A 17,683-nucleotide genomic window follows, 5' to 3' on the forward strand; every position below is an offset into this window, starting at 1 on the left:
GGCTATGGCCGGGGCGCGGCCATCATGTCCCTGCGTGTGTATAGCATGTCTTGCCCCCCGCAGCGAAGCGCCACACGGGGGGTAAGGCGGGCCTAGAACGGGATTTCGTCGTCCAGGTCGCTGCCGCCGGCGGGCGCATCCCAGCCGCCGCCACCGCCACCCGTGGCGGGACGTTCGTTACGCTGGGGCTGCTGGCGCGCGGGCGCGCTGTAGCCGCCACCGCCGCCATAGCCACCGCCCATGTCATCGCCACCACCGGCGTCACCGCCACGGTTGCTGTCCAGCAGGACAAGGTCGCCACGGAAGCGGTCCACCACCACTTCGGTGGTGTAGCGGTCCTGGCCGCTCTGGTCGGTCCATTTGCGGGTCTGGAGCGAACCTTCCAGATAGACCTTGCGGCCCTTGCGCAGGAAACGCTCGGCCACGTCGCCAATGCGTTCGTTGAAGATGACGACACGGTGCCATTCCGTCCGTTCGCGCCGCTCACCCGATGCGCGGTCATTCCATGTGTCGCTTGTGGCCAATGTCAGCGAGACGATCTTCGCCCCGCTCTGGCTGTTCCGGACTTCGGGGTCCTTGCCCAGGTTACCGACCAGAATGACTTTGTTGACGCTGCCCGCCATATGCTGTCCTGCTGCAGTTCGAGTATGGGACCGGCACCGGGCCATGCCCGCCGCCAGATGCCGCCACGGGCCGCCGGATGGCGATCGTGGCGAAATAGGTGCGGCGATCTTACCGGATACGACTTGGAATTGCGAGTGCGGGAAGGAGATCGCTATCGTGCCGCAGGATGGCATGCGCATGCAGGCCGGTGCATTGTCGCCCTTGTCGTAATGGACCATCAGGACCAGATATGGTGTGGCCCGAAATGGCGGCCGGTATCCGCTTTCCCGCACGGGAACGGAACAGGGAGAGTTCATGAGCGTTTCTTCGCGTCCGGAACAGGTTCCGGCGGCACAGCATGTCAGCCCGCAATCCATCCGTGTGCGCGGGGCACGGGCACATAACCTGAAAAATGTCGATATCGACATACCGCGTGACGCGCTGACGGTCATGACCGGGCTGTCCGGGTCTGGCAAATCATCACTGGCGTTTGACACCATCTATGCCGAAGGCCAGCGACGGTACGTCGAAAGCCTGTCAGCCTATGCGCGGCAGTTTCTGGAGCTTATGGGGAAACCAGATGTCGATTCGATCGAGGGGCTGTCGCCCGCGATCTCCATCGAACAGAAGACGACATCAAAAAATCCCCGCTCCACCGTCGGCACCGTGACCGAGGTGCATGACTACATGCGCCTGCTGTGGGCACGCGCGGGCGTGCCGTATTCACCTGCCACCGGCCTGCCGATCGAGGCGCAGACAATCAGCCAGATGGTCGATCGCGTCATGGCCATGCCCGAGGGTACGCGCCTCATGCTTCTGGCCCCGGTGCTGCGTGACCGCAAGGGGGAGTGCAGGAAGGAACTGGCCGAACTGCAGCGCAAGGGTTTCACCCGCGTGAAGGTGGACGGTACGCTGTATACGATTGACGAGGTGCCCGAACTCAATCGCCGCCTGCGTCATACGGTCGAAGCGGTGGTGGACCGCATCGTGGTCAAGGAAGGCATTGAAACCCGTCTGGCCGACAGTTTTGAGACGGCGCTCGGCCTGTCCGACGGCCTGGTCTATGCCGAAGAGGTGGTGAAGAACGCACCGGAGGGCGAGGACGCTCCGCGCACGGTCTTCTCATCCCGCTTCGCCTGTCCCGTCAGCGGTTTCACGCTGGAGGAAGTCGAACCACGCCTGTTTTCCTTCAACGCGCCGCAGGGGGCATGCCCGGCCTGTGATGGCATCGGGCAGGAAACCTTTTTCGACCCGCGCCTGATCGTGCCGGACGAATCGCTTTCGCTGGCCGCGGGCGCCATTGCTCCGTGGCGTAACGCCCAGAGTCCTTACTATACCCAGACACTGGCTTCCATCGCGAAGCATTACGGCGTGTCGATGGATACACCATGGGAAGACCTGCCCGAAGGCGTGCGGGACGTGATCCTGGAAGGTGGGAAAGACCCGATCGAGTTCACCTATCGTGACGACCGCCGTGCCTACAGCCTGACCAAACCGTTCGAGGGCGTGGTCAGGAACCTGCGCCGCCGCATGGCGGAAACCGACAGCGTATGGGTGCGCGAGGAACTGTCGCGCTACCAGTCCGAAAAGCCATGCCATGTGTGCGACGGCGCGCGACTGCGGCCAGAGGCGCTGTCGGTCAAGGTGGCTGGGCTGAACATCGCGCAGGCATCCGACATGCCCATCCGCAAGGCACTGGACTGGTTCGGCACGGTGGAAGCGACACTGACGCCCCAGCGGGCCGAGATCGCGCACCGCATATTGCGTGAAATCCTCGATCGGCTGCGCTTCCTTGATGATGTGGGGCTGGATTACCTGACCCTGTCACGCGGGTCGGCCACGCTGTCGGGCGGTGAAAGCCAGCGCATCCGCCTGGCCAGCCAGATCGGTTCGGGCCTGACGGGCGTGCTGTATGTGCTTGATGAACCCTCCATCGGGTTGCACCAGCGTGACAATGAACGCCTGCTGGGCACGCTGGACCGGCTGAAAAAGCTGGGTAATACCCTGATCGTGGTCGAACATGACGAGGACGCGATCCGCGCCGCCGACTGGCTGATCGACATGGGGCCGGGTGCGGGCGTGAATGGCGGCACGGTCGTGGCCGCCGGCACGCCGCAGGAAGTGGCCGAAAACCCGAACAGCCTCACCGGGGCATACCTGTCAGGGCGCAAATGCATTCCCGTGCCTGCAAAACGCCGGGACATCGACCCCGGGCGCGAACTGGTGCTGCGGGGGGCGACGGGCAACAACCTCAAGGATGTTACGGCCAGGTTTCCGCTGGGCACCTTTACCTGCGTGACCGGGGTTTCGGGCGGCGGCAAGTCCACGCTGGTGATCGACACGCTGTACAAGGCCCTGTCGCGCAGGCTTATGGGCTCGGGGCAGAACCCCGCGCCCTATACGGCCATTGACGGGCTGGACCAGCTGGACAAGATCATCGATATCGATCAGTCGCCCATTGGCCGCACGCCGCGTTCCAACCCCGCCACCTACACAGACCTGTTCGGTCCCATCCGCGACTGGTTTGCCGAGCTGCCCGAAAGCAAGGCGCGCGGCTACAAGCCCGGCCGCTTCTCGTTCAACGTCAAGGGCGGGCGGTGCGAGGCGTGTCAGGGCGACGGGGTGCTGAAGATCGAGATGCACTTCCTGCCTGACGTGTTCGTCACCTGCGATACCTGCAAGGGCGCGCGCTACAACCGCGAGACGCTGGATGTGAAGTTCCGGGGCAAGTCGATTGCCGACGTGCTGGCCATGTCGGTGGATGAGGCGCTGCCCTATTTCTCTGCCGTGCCGCGTATCCGCGACCGGCTGGCCATATTGCAGAAGGTGGGGTTGGGCTACGTCGCCCTTGGCCAGCAGGCCACCACGCTGTCGGGCGGCGAGGCGCAGCGCGTCAAGCTGTCCAAGGAACTGGCGCGCCGGGCCACGGGACGCACGCTCTATATTCTGGATGAACCAACCACCGGTTTGCATACCGAGGACGTGCGCAAGCTGCTGGAGGTGCTGCACGCACTGGTGGACCAGGGCAACACGGTTGTGGTGATCGAACATAACCTGGAGGTCATCAAGACCGCCGACTGGGTAATCGACATGGGACCGGAGGGCGGTGATGGCGGTGGCCGGATCGTGGCCTGCGGCACGCCCGAACAGGTCGCCGCCAGCCCCGACAGCCATACAGGGCGATTCCTGCGCCCGCTACTGGATCATAAGCCGCTTGTGCCGGTTCCCGCAACGGATGGGAAGCCTGCGGCCGGGGCAAAGGCACGCGGCAAAAAAGCCACAGCGGCCAAAGCGCCGGAACCTGCGAAAAAGAAGGGGAAACCGGCAAAAACCGGTCGTAAACCTGTAAAATAGACGTCTGTTTTTGCAGGCGCTGTGGGTGGGTGGGAAAAAAACTTTGGCGGGGGTGCGAAAAACACTTGCGCCACAAGGCCCGCAGGCCCTATCAGCGCCTCTCTTGGCCCAAGGGGGCAATCTTGCCCAACAGGCTGTCTACTGGTTTGGGGGTACGTGATGAACGCACTTGCTCAACTGGGGATGGTCTCGGAACACCCGAGCGATAACCAGATCTCTTCAGCGCCGTTTTCGTCCGAGGACGACCGGAAGGATTATTTCGTCGAAAAAGACGGAATGAAGTTTGCGGGAACGCACCTTCTTGTCGATCTTTGGGATGCCCGGAATCTTGATGATCCCGAGCAGATCGACCGTACCCTGTGTGAAGCCGCCGTGACGGCAGGGGCTACGATCTTGCACAGTCACTTCCATCACTTCACGCCCAATGGGGGCGTGTCAGGCGTGGTCGTGCTGGCGGAAAGCCATATCTCGATCCACACATGGCCCGAGCGGAACTTTGCCGCCGTGGATATTTTCATGTGTGGGGCATGCGATCCGCATCTTGCGATCCCGGTCATGCAGCGCCTGTTCCAGGCCGGCCGGATCGAGGTGGATGAGCAGCGCCGGGGGCGCGTGCAGCTTTAGCCGGCTGTGGCCGGGGCAGGGTTCACCATGTCCCGGTGTGACTTTCACGACAAAACGCAAGTGTCGGGCCGGATTGATTTCCGGCCCGCGCTTTTTCATGTGCATTGATATAGGACGAAAGGGGGATCGCAATGTCCCGTGAGTGGATCAGCGAAGGCCTGTACGAAGGCTGGCGGCAGGAACTGCGTGTGGACCGGATGCTGGCGCGCAAAAAAAGCGCGTTCCAGGATATCGCCGTGTTCGAGAACGTCGATCTCGGCCGCGTGCTGATGCTGGATGGCGTGGTCCAGATCACGGAACGCGATGAATTCGTCTATCAGGAAATGCTGACCCATGTGCCGCTGCTGGAGCATGGCGATGCGAAGCGCGTGCTGATTATCGGCGCGGGTGATGGCGGCGTGCTGCGGCGCGTGCTGGAACATGGCACCGTGGAAAAGGCCGTAATGGTCGAGATCGACGGTGACGTGATCGCACTGTCCAAGGAATTCCTGCCTTCCATCGCGGGGAACGCATGGAACGATCCGCGCGCCGAGGTGATCGTGGGCGACGGGATCGAATATGTGACCAATGCGGCAGACGGGTCGTTTGATGTCATCATCGTGGATAGCACCGACCCGATCGGGGTTGGGGAAGTGCTGTTTACCGATTCGTTCTACAAACACTGCGCCCGCATCCTGACGGCCAACGGCATTATCGTGAACCAGTGTGGCGTGCCGTTCATGCAGGCGGATGAACTGCGCGATACCAGTGCGCGCCGCGCGCAGTTTTTCGACCATGTTTCGGCCTATGTCGCGGCGGTCCCCACCTATGTCGGCGGTTTCATGACGCTGGGTGTCGCGGCCAAGGGCGTTGTGCCGGGGCAGCAGCCGGTTGATGTGATCCGCGCGCGCGCGCAGAAGGCCGGCATTGCGCATACGCGGTACTGGACGCCGGAAATGCACGTCGCATCCTTCACCCTGCCGCCCTATATCGCGAAGAACCTGCCGCGCTGAACGTATGACGCCGATGACATGAAAAAGGCCGGAGGGAAAAACCCCTCCGGCCTTTTTTCGTTGCGGCGTCAGGCTGACAGTCAGGACCTGGGCGCAATACGCGCGGTCTTGCGCAGGCTGACCAGTTCCGCGCCCAGCTCCTTCACGGCCACTTCAAAGACCTTGAAGTGGGGGGTGGCGAGATGGGTCTCGAATGCGGCTTCATCATCATAGACTTCCACCAGGATGACGGTCTGCGGGTCATCCATCGGGCTGACTGCTTCAAATCGCTGGCAGCCGCTTTCATCCGCCACGGAATGCGCGCTGTCATAGGCGCACAGTTCAAGGAAGTGGTCACGGTTTTCAGCAGGAATTCGGAATTCGGCCACGATGGTCAGCGGGCTTGTGGTCATGGGGATGTATCCTTTTTACATTACGTGTCCAGAACGTCATACCTGAATGCAGGGGGGCGGCGGCGTCCTGGAGCCGGGATGGTTTTCATGGATTGACTTGGCGCATCCGGTCATGTCAAGTCAGCTCTGTCGACACGGGAGAGACTGGCTTCGCGCCAGCGCCGAAGGAGCAACCGCCCCGGAAACTCTCAGGCCAAAGGACCGGTCGGCCAAGAATTCTGGAAAGAGGTATCCCTGACCCGGATATCCGCCGACGGGATAACGATCTCAGGCACATGCGACAGAAGGGGCTCTTTGAATCCATCCGGATTCGACAGGAGTCCCGCATGTTCACGCCGTTGCCTGCCCGTGTTTTTCCCCTGTCCCCGTTTTCCGTTCCCTGTTCCGCTGGCGCGTACCGTGCCACGTTGTCCGCATGCCGTGCATGTGGGGCTGCCTGCGCGCATGCGGACCTGCACAAGGCCCAGCCCGCATGAACCAGCCCCTGCTGCGTACGCCGCTTTACGACCTTCACCTTGAACTCGGCGCGCGGATGGTGCCGTTCGCGGGTTATGACATGCCGGTACAGTATCCTGCCGGTGTCATGGCCGAACACCTGCACACCCGGGCGAAGGCGGGACTGTTCGATGTCTCGCACATGGGGCAGGTGCGCATCCGCCCGAAATCCGGCCAGATCGCGGACGCCGCCCATGCGCTGGAGGCGCTGGTGCCCGCCGATATCGTTGGCCTGAAACCCGGTCGCCAGCGTTATGCCGTATTCACGACGGCGGATGGCGGCATTAGCGACGACCTGATGGTCACCAACATGGGTGACTGGCTGCTGCTGGTGGTCAATGCCGCGTGCAGGGATGCCGATTTCGCGCATGTGCATGACGCGCTGAATGCCAGCTGTGATGTGGAAATGCTGGCCGATCGTGCCCTGATCGCGCTGCAGGGGCCAGCGGCGGAAGCAGCCCTTGTTGCCCTTGATCCCAAAGCCGCCGGAATGCGTTTCATGGACGTGGCGCAGATGGAACTGGCGGGTGTTTCCTGCATCGTCTCGCGGTCCGGCTATACGGGTGAGGACGGTTTTGAAATCGGCATGGCGGAAGACGGGGCGCTCACCGTGGCCCGTGCCCTGCTGGCCCATCCCGATGTTGCGCCTGTCGGCCTTGGTGCGCGTGACAGCCTGCGGCTGGAAGCCGGGCTGTGCCTGTACGGGTCCGATATCGACCAGACCACCACCCCGGTTGAGGCCGCCCTTGAATGGTCCATCCAGAAAAGCCGTAAACCCGGTGGTGCGCGGGCCGGTGGTTATCCGGGGGCTGCGATCATGGCCGAGCAGTTGACGGATGGCACGACGCGCCGCCGTGTGGGGCTGCGTGCGCAGGGGCGTGCGCCAGTCCGTGGCGGGGCCGAACTGTTCGCCGATGAAGCGGGCACGCAGCCAGCCGGTTATGTGACGTCGGGTGCATTTGGCCCCAGCGTGGGGGGGCCCGTCGCCATGGGGTATGTGGCGGCCGACCATGCAGCCATCGGCGCATCACTGTTCGCCAGCGTGCGTGGCCGGTTGCTGCCGGTGGTGGTAACGGCGCTGCCCTTCGTGGCGGCGACCTTCAAACGCTAGGGTTTTTCCCTGTTTTTTCAGACATATTTCAGATCAATGGAGCATGGACATGACTGTTTATTACACCAAGGAACATGAGTGGCTGCGCGTTGAGGGCGATGTCGCGGTTGTCGGCATTACCGCCCATGCGGCGAATGAACTGGGCGAACTGGTCTTTGCCGAAGCCCGCGATCCCGGCACGACGGTGGAACAGGGCGACAGCGTGGCCGTGGTGGAATCGGTCAAGGCTGCGTCCGATATCTACGCGCCGGTAACGGGTGACGTGCTGGCGTTCAACGATGCGCTGGGTGATGACGCGGCCCTGGTCAACCGTGACCCGGAAGGTGAAGGCTGGATCGTGCGCATGACCATTGCGGATGCATCCCAGCTTGCGGGTCTGATGGACAAGGCCACCTATACCGCACTGGTTGGCTGATCTTCCCACCTGTTTCCCCTGCTTTACGGAGTATGCTGGCCGTGACGTCTTCCCCCTGTGGTTCTTCTTCCCTGTGGCATGATCTGGGTGATGATGCCGGTGCGTTCTGCACCCGTCATGTCGGACCGGATGCCAATGATGTGGCCGACATGCTACGTGTGGTGGGGGCGGACAGCCTCGATACGCTTATGGCGCAGACAGTGCCGGGCAATATCCGCCTGTCGGGGGCCATGGGCCTTGGCGCGGGCGTGCCCGAACATGTCGCACTGGCCCGTCTGCGCGCGATTGCGGCGGAAAACCGGGTTCTGACATCGCTGATCGGGCAGGGGTATTACGATACGATCCTGCCCGGCGTAATCCAGCGCAACGTGCTGGAAAACCCGGCCTGGTATACGGCCTATACCCCGTACCAGCCCGAAATCAGCCAGGGACGGCTGGAAGCACTGCTGAACTTCCAGACGCTGGTGATCGAACTGACCGGGCTGGACGTGGCCAATGCCTCGCTGCTGGATGAGGGGACGGCAGCTGCCGAAGCCATGGCCATGGCCCGCCGCGTGGCCAAGACCAGGGCGAACGCCTTTTTCATCGATGCCGACTGTCACCCGCAGACCATCGCGGTCGTGCGCACCCGTGCCGAACCGATGGGCTGGCAGGTCGTGGTGGGTGATCCCGCTACCGATCTGGACCCGCAGGCGGTGTTTGGCGCGCTGTTCCAGTATCCGGGATCATCGGGGGAAATCCGCGATCCACGCGCATGGATCGAAAGCCTGCACGCGACGGGCGCGATTGCGGGTGTCGCGGCGGACCCCATGGCGCTGATGCTGCTGGAAAGCCCCGGCGCACTGGGGGCGGATATCGCCATCGGGTCCATGCAGCGTTACGGCATGCCCATGGGGGCGGGTGGCCCGCATGCGGCCTATATGGCGACGCGTGATGCGTTCCGCCGCAATATTCCGGGGCGGATCGTGGGCGTGTCCATCGATTCGCGCGGCAATCCCGCCTACCGTCTGGCGCTGCAGACGCGTGAGCAGCATATCCGCCGTGAAAAGGCGACATCGAACATCTGCACCGCACAGGCGCTGCCCGCCATCGTGTCGTCCATGTATGCGCTGTACCATGGCCCGGTGGGCCTGAGGGCCATCGCCACGCGCATCAACAGGCTTGCCACGATCATGGCAGCAGGCCTGCGTGCGCTGGGTGCAACGGTTGTGACAACGGCGTTCTTTGATACGGTTACGGTTGAAACCGGCGCGGATACGGACGCCGTGATGGCGCGTGCGCTGGATGCGGGCATGAACCTGCGCCGCGTGGACGCGACGCATGTGGGCATAAGCCTTGATGAAACCACCACGCCAGACACGGTGCGCGCGGTCTGGGCCCGCGTGAGCGGCGACGCGACGAAGGTCGGGCAGGTCGAGGCCAGCCTTGCCGATATCGCCAGCCCCATCCCCGCAGGCCTTGCCCGCACGGGCACAATGCTGACCCAGCCCATCTTTTCCGCCTGCCGGTCGGAAACCGACATGCTGCGTTACCTGCGCCGCCTTGCCGATCGTGACCTGGCGCTGGACCGTTCCATGATCCCGCTGGGGTCATGCACCATGAAGCTGAACGCCACGGCGGAAATGCTGCCGATCACATGGCCGGAATTCTGCAATATCCATCCCTTCGCGCCAGCGGACCAGATGCGCGGTTATGCCCGTCTGTTTACCGACCTTGAGCGGATGCTGTGCCAGATCAGCGGTTATGCCGCTGTCTCGCTCCAGCCCAATTCCGGCGCACAGGGGGAGTTCGCGGGGCTTATGGCCATTCGCGGCTATCACCATGCACGTGGCGACATAGGGCGTGACGTATGCCTGATCCCGGCATCGGCGCACGGCACGAATCCCGCATCGGCGCAGATGGCGGGCATGCGTATCGTGGTGGTGGCGTGCGATCCGCAGGGTAATGTCGATATTGACGACCTGAAGGCCAAGATCGCGAAACACGCCGACGATCTGGCCGCGATCATGATTACCTATCCTTCCACCCATGGTGTGTTTGAAGACAACGTGCGCGAAATCTGCGCACTGGTGCACGCGGCAGGTGGGCAGGTGTATGTCGATGGCGCGAACCTGAACGCGCAGGTCGGTCTTGCGCAGCCGGGCGTGTATGGCGGGGATGTCAGCCATTTCAACCTGCACAAGACCTTCTGCATTCCGCATGGTGGCGGTGGCCCCGGCATGGGGCCGATCGGGGTGGGCGCGCATCTGGCCCCCTACCTGCCGGGCGCGCCGCAGAAGGGTGAGGCCAATGCCATTTCGGCAGCCCCCTTCGGGTCCGCCGATGTTCTGCCCATTTCGTGGATGTACATGGTCATGATGGGTGATGCGGGACTGAAGCGCGCGACCGAGGTCGCGATCCTGAATTCCAACTACATCGCAACCCGGCTGTCATCACATTATCCCGTGCTGTACCGCGGCGCGAACGGGCGGGTTGCGCATGAATGCATCATCGACCTGCGCCCGCTGAAGGATAAGGTCGGCGTTACGGTGGATGACATCGCCAAACGCCTGATCGACCACGGGTTCCATGCGCCTACGGTCAGCTTTCCGGTAGCGGGCACATTCATGATCGAACCCACAGAATCCGAAAGCCGGACCGAACTGGACCGCTTCTGTGATGCGATGATCGCCATCCGCGCCGAAATCACGGCGGTTGAAAATGGCGTGCTGACCATCGACGACAGTCCCCTGCGCCACGCCCCGCATACCGTGCGTGACGTGACCGACCCGGACTGGGCCCATGTCTATGACCGCGCGCAGGCCAGCCTGCCGGGGGCTGTGGTGGCGGCCAGCAAATACTGGTCCCCGGTCAACCGGCTGGATAATGCCTATGGGGATCGCAACCTTGTCTGTTCATGTCCCGATATCAGCACCTATGCTGGTTAGGGGTATTTCAGAACAACGGGCTGGCCGGAAATAACAAGGGTTTCTGCCTGCCGTCCTGTGTAAAAAGGAGCGTTCTGATGAAGTTTTCTGCAAAAAGCCTCATCAGAAACTTCTTTTGTTTTCAGCCTTTTTTCAGGGTGATTTGTCAGAAAACCTTTCTTCGGGGCTGATTGCGTCCCGGTGGTTCATGTATATATCTGTTGCGATACAATACACGGACTGCGGGAAGGAAACATTACGGTGGAATGGGGCACACGCTGGCTGGGTATCGGGGTAATGGCCTGCACGATCGCGGCAGGCATCCCTGTCCCGTCACCCGCCATGGCGCGGGACGTGACGGACATGGCGGGCGTGACCCAGTCCGTGCCTGACCACCCCGCGCGGATTGCCGACCTGTGGTTCGCCCATAACGAACTGGTGCTGATGCTGGGTGGGGCAAGGCAGATTGTCATGACCGTGGACCGCCCGCAGGCGCGGCCATGGATGTACAGGGTCTTTCCCGCCCTCTATCAGGCCCGCGCCGTCAACGGTCCGCAGGTCAATGCCGAAACCCTGCTGCAGGACAGGGTGGATCTGGTATTCGTGCCTGATGCCTCGGCTGCCATCGCGGCGTTCCGTGGGGTGGGGGTGCCAACGCTTGTCGCCTCCTTCCATGATGTGGACGGACTGCTGCGGGTCATGGACATGACAGCAGCGGCCCTGGGTACCGAACAGGCGCATGCGACCGCCACCCGTTACCGCACCATGATGCGACAGACCGTCAATGATGCGCGGGACCGGCTGTCCGGTGTGGCGGATGCGCAGCGCCCGCGCGTGCTGCATGTCCAGTCGCTGCACCCGCTGAAGGTAGATGGGGCGGACAGCATTGTTGATGAATGGATCACCCTTGCCGGTGGCCGTAACGCCGCACGGGGCATAAGCGGCAACATGAAGCCTGTTTCGGTCGAGCAGGTGGCGGCATGGGATCCGGATGTCATCATCCTTGGTCCCGATTGCGGCACGCTGGACCCTGCGGCTGATGGCGGGATGTGGCAGCGCCTGCGCGCGGTGCGTGAGGGCAGGGTGCATAACAATCCGTCGGGTGTTTTCCCGTGGGACCGGTATGGCAGCGAACTGCCGCTACAGATCAGCTGGGCTGCGAAGATCCTGCATCCCGACCTGTTTGGTGATGTGGATCCGCTGCTGCTGACACGTGAATTCTACGATACCTATTTTCATTATGCACTGAGTGCGCAGGATGCGGCCCGTATCCTTGCGGGCCAGCCGCCCGAATCCATGGCGAGCGGCACACCGTGATCCTGCGCGTGCGCGTGGTCGGGTGCCTGTGTGGCGCCGGTCTGGTGGTGCTGGCGGTTCTGTCGGCCTGTATCGGGCGTTTTCCACTGCAGCCGGGGCAGGTACTGCATGCCCTGCTGACGGCTGGGCATGCCTCGGCAAATGGTGACATGGTGCATACTGTCCTGTTCGGTGCGCGCCTGCCCCGGATAGGGGGGGCGATATGCGTGGGGGCGGCACTGTCGGTCGCGGGGGCCGCGTATCAGGCAGTGTTTCGCAATCCGCTGGTTTCCCCCGGGCTGCTTGGCGTGCTGGCAGGGGCTGGCATGGGGGCGGCGCTGGGCATTGTATGGAGCATGGGGCATGCGGGTGTGGCGGCTCTGTCCTTTTTCGGTGGTCTGGCGGCGGTGGCGTTCGGGGTGGGGGTGGCACAGATGTTCGACGCTGCATCCATGCTGATGCTGATATTCGGCGGGCTGATCAGTTCGGCGCTGTTTACCGCGCTGCTGTCACTGCTCAAATACGTGGCGGACCCGCAGAACCAGTTGCCCGATATCGTATTCTGGCTGCTGGGCAGCCTGACGCAGGTGACACCGCAGGCGCTGGGCGTGCTGGTGGGGCCGGTCGTGGTGGGGATCGTGCTGCTGTCGGCCTGTGGGCGGATGCTGGACGGGCTGGCCATGGGGGATGAGGAAGCGCGCACGCTGGGCATTCCGGTCATGGCGCTGCGATACGGGGTGATTGGCGGGGCCACGGTGCTGGCGGCCATGACGGTTGCGGTTGCGGGCATGATTGGCTGGGTGGGGCTTGTGGTACCCCATGTCGCGCGCCTGCTGGTCGGGCCATGCAACATGCGCGTACTGCCGGTCAGTGCGTGCATCGGCGCAATGTTCCTGCTGGTGTGTGACGATCTGGCGCGCACCCTGTCGGCGGAGGAAATACCCGTGGGCCTGATTGCCGATCTGCTGGGAGTGGCTGTGTTTGTCGCGGTGCTGCCGCTGTTGCGGCGCGGGTGGCGGGCATGAACGGGGATGGCGCCATCCTGTGGATGGAGCATGCAGGTTTCCACCGGGGACGTCGCACGGTGCTGCATGATGTCTCGCTGGGTATCCGCACGGGGGAAATGACGGCCCTGCTGGGGCCGAATGGTGCGGGCAAGACCACGCTGCTACGCCTGCTGCTGGGCCTTGCCCGCCCGGATTCAGGACAGGTCTGGCTGGATGGAAAGCCCATGGTGGACTGGTCCCGGCGTGAGGTCGCCCGTCGCATCGCCTATGTGCCGCAGGGGCATGTGCCGCTGTTTCCCTATAGCGTGCGCGATATCGTGGGCATGGGGCGACTTGCGGAAACGCCGTTTGCCCCCACGCTGCATGAACGCGACCGGGAAGCGGTGACACATGCACTGGCGGAACTGTCGATAATCCATCTTGCCACGCGGCCCTATACCGAACTGTCGGGTGGGGAACGGCAGGCCGTGCTGCTGGCCCGCGCGCTGGCGCAGGGGGGCCGCATCCTGATCCTGGATGAACCGGAAACCGGCCTTGATTACGGGCAGAAGCTGCGGCTGTACGCCCTGCTGCGCAGGCTGGCGGCACAGGGCCACGCCATTGTCGCCACCACGCATGACCCGGTTCAGGCTGCTGGTATATTTGATCGGGCCATCCTGCTGCGTCATGGCCGGGTCATGGCGGATGGACCGGCTGCATCCCTGCTGGTACCGTCCATGCTGGACCAGCTTTATGTGCCACAGCAGCAGGCAGAAAACTGAAGCAAGTTTCTGGTGAAGCTCTTTTCAAAAGGCGGCACCCAAAAACTTTCATTTTAAAACAGGATTTTAGCGACCGTACGGGTTGGTATCAACACGCACGGCCTTGCCAGTGCGGTCATAATACAGGACGGCGGTGCCTCGTCGTTCCGCATAGCCGTCCGGCTCCCCCGATGGGGTCCAGAACAGCAGACGGTTCAGGTCCGGCTGTTCCTTGATCCTGTCACCCGGCGGGATGTAGCGGTACTGGCTGTAATCCATGTGCAGCCGGGGCAGGGGTGGCTTTTTGGAAAGCTGGTGCATGGAAAAATGACGCTGCGAGGCTTCGCCGGGATCTTCGTTGCCAGCGTCGGCATGCCCGGCATCAGCCATCGCTACACCCGGCACGACAGGGGCACATAATACACCCAGCAGAACCAAGTGCCGTAACCTGATTGACATGAGTGCTGGCCTTTCCATCATCCCCGATTGTGGGCCACCTTCCTCCTTTTCCATGCCGGACGCAATATCTCCCGCAGAAAGGGGGCGATTACTGGAATGGCAGGTAACGGAAGTCAAAGAAGATTTCGCTCAGGCTGGTTGTCGGCGCGCCACCCATGCCCCCCCATGTATGCACACGCGAATAGGCCAGCTGCGTGCCCGCCTGCACCGTGCCATACTGGCCGTGGATGAAGCGGTACCATGCGCCGATGGTGAATTCCTCCACCGAACGGATGTTGGCGACGCAGGCCTCTGACCCTTCGGTTTCGCAGCCGGTATTGTTTGCCAGCGGGTTGCCATAGCCATAGGCCGTGCCATCTGAATCAAAATAGCTGCGGCCTGAACGCTGCATGCCGAAATAGCCATAGACGTCGAGCACCTTGTTCGGATGCGCGATCACGCCCGCGGTTGTCTGCGCGCTGGACAGCAGGGCGGGCGCGCCATTGGCCCGCAGCGTGGCATCAGGCAGCAGGACCGAGCCGTAACGGCCTATGCCCCGGCCCGCCAGTCCTGCCAGCCGCACTTCCAGCCGGTGGGGAATGACCGGCAGGATCATCGACCCGCCAGCCCCCCATGCGATGGCGGTATGGTTTTCGCCTACACCATTGATGACGGAACGGTCGTGGGGAAAGTGCAGCAGTCCCTCGATTTCGTAATGGCCCCATGTCGGGTCCCATGCCACCTTGCCGATGATGTCGGGGGCGATTTCGTTGGAATAATTGGTGGTGTTGCTGCTCAGCCCCACACCGTTGGAACCGACCTTGGCATAGTTGCCGCTGCCGGGCAGGCTGTATTCCCCGTTATCCCCCGACGCGGAGAAGCCGGTCGTATCATAGATGGTGGCTGGGTTTTCAATCGAAAAACCTGTCCACACACGGTGGTTCATGAAATCCTTGACCACGCGCAGCTGCCACTGTCGTGACCATGTCTGTCCCGCAAGGATGGAGGATTCGATCGTTTCGGGCAGGCTTTCCTGTCGGGGCACGATACCCACGCGGTCAGGCGTCAGCATGGTCCAGGCCTGACCGATCAGGAAATGCATGTTGGCGTGCGAATCATCCAGCGTCAGGTAAGCCTGTCGCAGCCGGGGCACGTAGGAATTGCTTTCATACGGGTTGGTGGTTTCAGCACTGGCGCCAAAATCCGTTTCCACGAACCCCGCCACCGTCAGGTGCGGGTTAAGCTGTCCCCGCGCCATGAGCGAGAAGCGCGAATACCGCGCATCGCCATTGAAATTGGTGGTGTGGAAATTCGAGCTGTTGCGGAAGGGAATGGCGTTCCAGTAGTTGAAAATGCCCGATGAAACCTGCCGGTTTTCCACCAGTGCCGCCGCATCGAAGAAACCACCAAGGATGATGGACACGGGACCAAGGTGAAACACCTTGCTGCCCAGGGCGCCAGCCGACTGCGCCCCCACCGTTTCACGGTTATGCGGGCCGACATTGTTGTTGGCCATGTGGGAAATCAGGTCTTCCTCACGGTGCGCCACGACCGATTCATAGGTCGGCTGGTCGCCCAGTTCGGATACCGGGTCGGAATGGCCGCCAATGCGCGGGCGCGCCATGGGTTCGATCCCCGCCGTCTGGGACGATGCGGGGGCGTGTCCTTCCACCGGGGTCCAGCCGCCGCGTACATGCCCGCCCGATCCCGTGACCTCCAGCGGGTGACCGCCATGGGCTGCGGTACCGCCCAGCTGGGCGCGGTGCTGGATGATCTGCTGGCGCATGGCCTGCAGGCTTTTCTGCAATGCCATCTGCTGCTGCTGCAGCTGCTCCATCTGGCGTTCCATGATATCCAGTGATTCTGGATCTTCGTCAGCCCAGGCAGGAAACGGGGCCAGAACGGAACACACCATCAGCACGTGTGACAGACGCACACGCCGGGTTATGGAAAAAGACGGAATCCGCATGTACTGCCAGGGGGCCCCAAATCAGGTTACACAGAATATATGTCAAAACATTTCTGAATAAAGGGGTAAATGATAATTTCTTTTAATATCGGTCCAACCTATGGCCCGATGCTGTGTATCAGGACGATAATGTAACGGGCAGGGCCGTATTATTGGTTTTATGTTACAAAATGTCAGGACGGCGCGCCGTCATGGCATGAACGGCGTCATGCCAGAACAGGTCCTCGGGGGCAGGGGAGACGTTGCCATTATCCACCGGGCCAAAGCCTGCGCGTTGCAGCAGGATCGACAGCATGCGGCGGCGGTCCCCCTCATCCAGCGCCTGCCACAGCGCCGTGGCCTTCTGCGGGATGAAACGGTCGCCGAATGTAATGATGATCAGGCCACCGGGTTGCAGCACGCGGGCAATTTCGCGAAAGACATGCACGGGCTGGCGCAGGTAGGGCGCAACATCGCACAGCAGGGCTGCATCCATGCTTTCATCTGCCAGTGGCAGGTCGGGCGTTTCGTTTATGTCTTCCACCACCCGGTCGGTCAGGCGCGGATTGCTGTCCAGCGCCTGCGTGTTGACGCCTATGCCGATCACGCTGTCAAATTCCATGTCGGATGGCAGGTGGCTGTCCGGACCGGCCATGAGGTCAAGGATATTGCCATCTTCGGGCAGCAGCGTGCGGTACAGCGCGGTAATGGCCGTAAGCGCGCCCTGGTCCAGCATGGGACCTGCGGGCCTGCGGGAATAGAATACCGTATCGGATTCATTCGATGCGGCAGTGAAGGAATGCGGGTGGAACCCGTGCAGGTCGTTCATGAATGTGCCAGACAGTACGGAAGTAACAACGCCATATGCGGTGGGCGTAGTATCACGCGCCCGGCCGTAGGGAACAGGAGAAAAGCAGAATGGCCCGTATGATCCATTCGATGATCCGCGTGCGTGATGAAGCCGCGAGCCTTGCATTCTATGATACGGCTTTCGGTCTGAAGGTGGCCGACCGGCTTGTTTTCGATACTTTCACCCTTATCTACCTGTCCAATGACGAACAGACGTTCGAACTGGAACTGACCGTCAACCACGACCGCACCACGCCCTATGACCTGGGCGATGGCTATGGTCACCTGGCGGTTTCGGTCGCGGATGTGGACGGGGAACATGCCCGTCTTGTGGCGGCCGGGCTGTCGCCGCTGGCGGTCAGGGACATGTCGTGCGGGGAGCGGTTCGTGGGGCGGTTCTTTTTCATTGCCGACCCGGATGGCTACAGGATTGAAGTATTGCAGCGCGGTCGGCCGGGGCGTTTTCTCTGATCGGGCTTGCAAGGCCGCGCGCGGGGTGTCATCCCGCTCGCA

Annotated in this window: 14 protein-coding genes, 1 pseudogene and 1 riboswitch; of the genes and pseudogenes, 10 read left to right on the forward strand and 5 right to left on the reverse strand. The window is 62.4% G+C overall.

The genetic code is table 11. From position 1 onward, the window contains the following. Positions 1-92: 92 nt before the first annotated feature. The gene (gene ssb / locus MSKU9_RS14285) at positions 93-623 is read right to left on the reverse strand and encodes a single-stranded DNA-binding protein (RefSeq protein ID WP_141262207.1); all 531 of its coding nucleotides are present in this window, start codon (positions 621-623) and stop codon (positions 93-95) included. Between the two features lie 295 nt (positions 624-918). Here ssb and uvrA point away from each other — a divergent pair, with 295 nt between their 5' ends. The 3 genes from uvrA (at position 919) to speE (ending at position 5,573) form a co-directional block, all read left to right on the forward strand. Next, complete coding sequence (gene uvrA / locus MSKU9_RS14290) at positions 919-3,957, forward strand: excinuclease ABC subunit UvrA (protein WP_141262058.1); 3,039 nt, start codon at positions 919-921, stop codon at positions 3,955-3,957. Positions 3,958-4,116: 159 nt separating this feature from the next. Continuing rightward, on the forward strand, positions 4,117-4,581 hold the full coding sequence (gene speD / locus MSKU9_RS14295) for an adenosylmethionine decarboxylase (protein ID WP_025437442.1): 465 nt from the start codon (positions 4,117-4,119) through the stop codon (positions 4,579-4,581). Between the two features lie 131 nt (positions 4,582-4,712). After that, entirely contained in the window at positions 4,713-5,573 is an 861-nt protein-coding gene (gene speE, locus MSKU9_RS14300; protein WP_141262059.1) for a polyamine aminopropyltransferase, read from the forward strand. 80 nt (positions 5,574-5,653) lie between these two features. On the opposite strand, the gene MSKU9_RS14305 is transcribed toward speE, so the two are convergent. Next, the gene (locus tag MSKU9_RS14305; RefSeq protein WP_141262060.1) at positions 5,654-5,965 is read right to left on the reverse strand and encodes a putative quinol monooxygenase; all 312 of its coding nucleotides are present in this window, start codon (positions 5,963-5,965) and stop codon (positions 5,654-5,656) included. Between the two features lie 125 nt (positions 5,966-6,090). Beyond that, a riboswitch (glycine riboswitch) is annotated at positions 6,091-6,178 on the forward strand. Between the two features lie 259 nt (positions 6,179-6,437). Between MSKU9_RS14305 and gcvT the strand changes: the two genes are divergently transcribed. From gcvT to MSKU9_RS14335, 6 genes and pseudogenes are all read left to right on the forward strand, one after another. Beyond that, positions 6,438-7,571 (forward strand): glycine cleavage system aminomethyltransferase GcvT, encoded by a 1,134-nt coding sequence (gene gcvT / locus MSKU9_RS14310; protein WP_141262061.1) that lies wholly within the window; start codon positions 6,438-6,440, stop codon positions 7,569-7,571. 49 nt (positions 7,572-7,620) lie between these two features. After that, positions 7,621-7,986: a glycine cleavage system protein GcvH gene (gene gcvH, locus MSKU9_RS14315; protein WP_141262062.1), complete on the forward strand. Its 366-nt coding sequence runs from the start codon at positions 7,621-7,623 to the stop codon at positions 7,984-7,986. Positions 7,987-8,018: 32 nt separating this feature from the next. Further along, on the forward strand, positions 8,019-10,913 hold the full coding sequence (gene gcvP, locus MSKU9_RS14320; RefSeq protein ID WP_141262063.1) for an aminomethyl-transferring glycine dehydrogenase: 2,895 nt from the start codon (positions 8,019-8,021) through the stop codon (positions 10,911-10,913). Positions 10,914-11,189: 276 nt separating this feature from the next. Then, entirely contained in the window at positions 11,190-12,209 is a 1,020-nt protein-coding gene (locus MSKU9_RS14325) for an ABC transporter substrate-binding protein (RefSeq protein ID WP_141262208.1), read from the forward strand. After that, on the forward strand, positions 12,206-13,213 hold the full coding sequence (locus tag MSKU9_RS14330) for a FecCD family ABC transporter permease (protein ID WP_141262064.1): 1,008 nt from the start codon (positions 12,206-12,208) through the stop codon (positions 13,211-13,213). The genes MSKU9_RS14325 and MSKU9_RS14330 overlap by 4 nt, the downstream gene beginning before the upstream one ends. 74 nt (positions 13,214-13,287) lie before the next feature. Next, a pseudogene (locus MSKU9_RS14335) lies at positions 13,288-13,956 on the forward strand (ABC transporter ATP-binding protein); the annotation flags it as partial. A gap of 66 nt (positions 13,957-14,022) precedes the next feature. Here MSKU9_RS14335 and MSKU9_RS14340 read toward each other — a convergent pair. From MSKU9_RS14340 to MSKU9_RS14350, 3 genes are all read right to left on the reverse strand, one after another. After that, positions 14,023-14,325 carry a hypothetical protein gene (locus MSKU9_RS14340; protein ID WP_141262209.1) on the reverse strand — a complete coding sequence of 101 codons (303 nt, stop codon included), beginning with the start codon at positions 14,323-14,325 and terminating at the stop codon, positions 14,023-14,025. Between the two features lie 157 nt (positions 14,326-14,482). Continuing rightward, the gene (locus MSKU9_RS14345; RefSeq protein ID WP_141262066.1) at positions 14,483-16,342 is read right to left on the reverse strand and encodes a hypothetical protein; all 1,860 of its coding nucleotides are present in this window, start codon (positions 16,340-16,342) and stop codon (positions 14,483-14,485) included. Between the two features lie 163 nt (positions 16,343-16,505). Next, entirely contained in the window at positions 16,506-17,150 is a 645-nt protein-coding gene (locus MSKU9_RS14350) for a class I SAM-dependent methyltransferase (protein ID WP_141262067.1), read from the reverse strand. Between the two features lie 89 nt (positions 17,151-17,239). Between MSKU9_RS14350 and MSKU9_RS14355 the strand changes: the two genes are divergently transcribed. After that, on the forward strand, positions 17,240-17,641 hold the full coding sequence (locus tag MSKU9_RS14355) for a VOC family protein (protein WP_141262068.1): 402 nt from the start codon (positions 17,240-17,242) through the stop codon (positions 17,639-17,641). Positions 17,642-17,683 lie beyond the last annotated feature (42 nt).

It is taken from the genome of Komagataeibacter diospyri, assembly GCF_006538165.1.
GTDB lineage: Bacteria > Pseudomonadota > Alphaproteobacteria > Acetobacterales > Acetobacteraceae > Komagataeibacter > Komagataeibacter diospyri.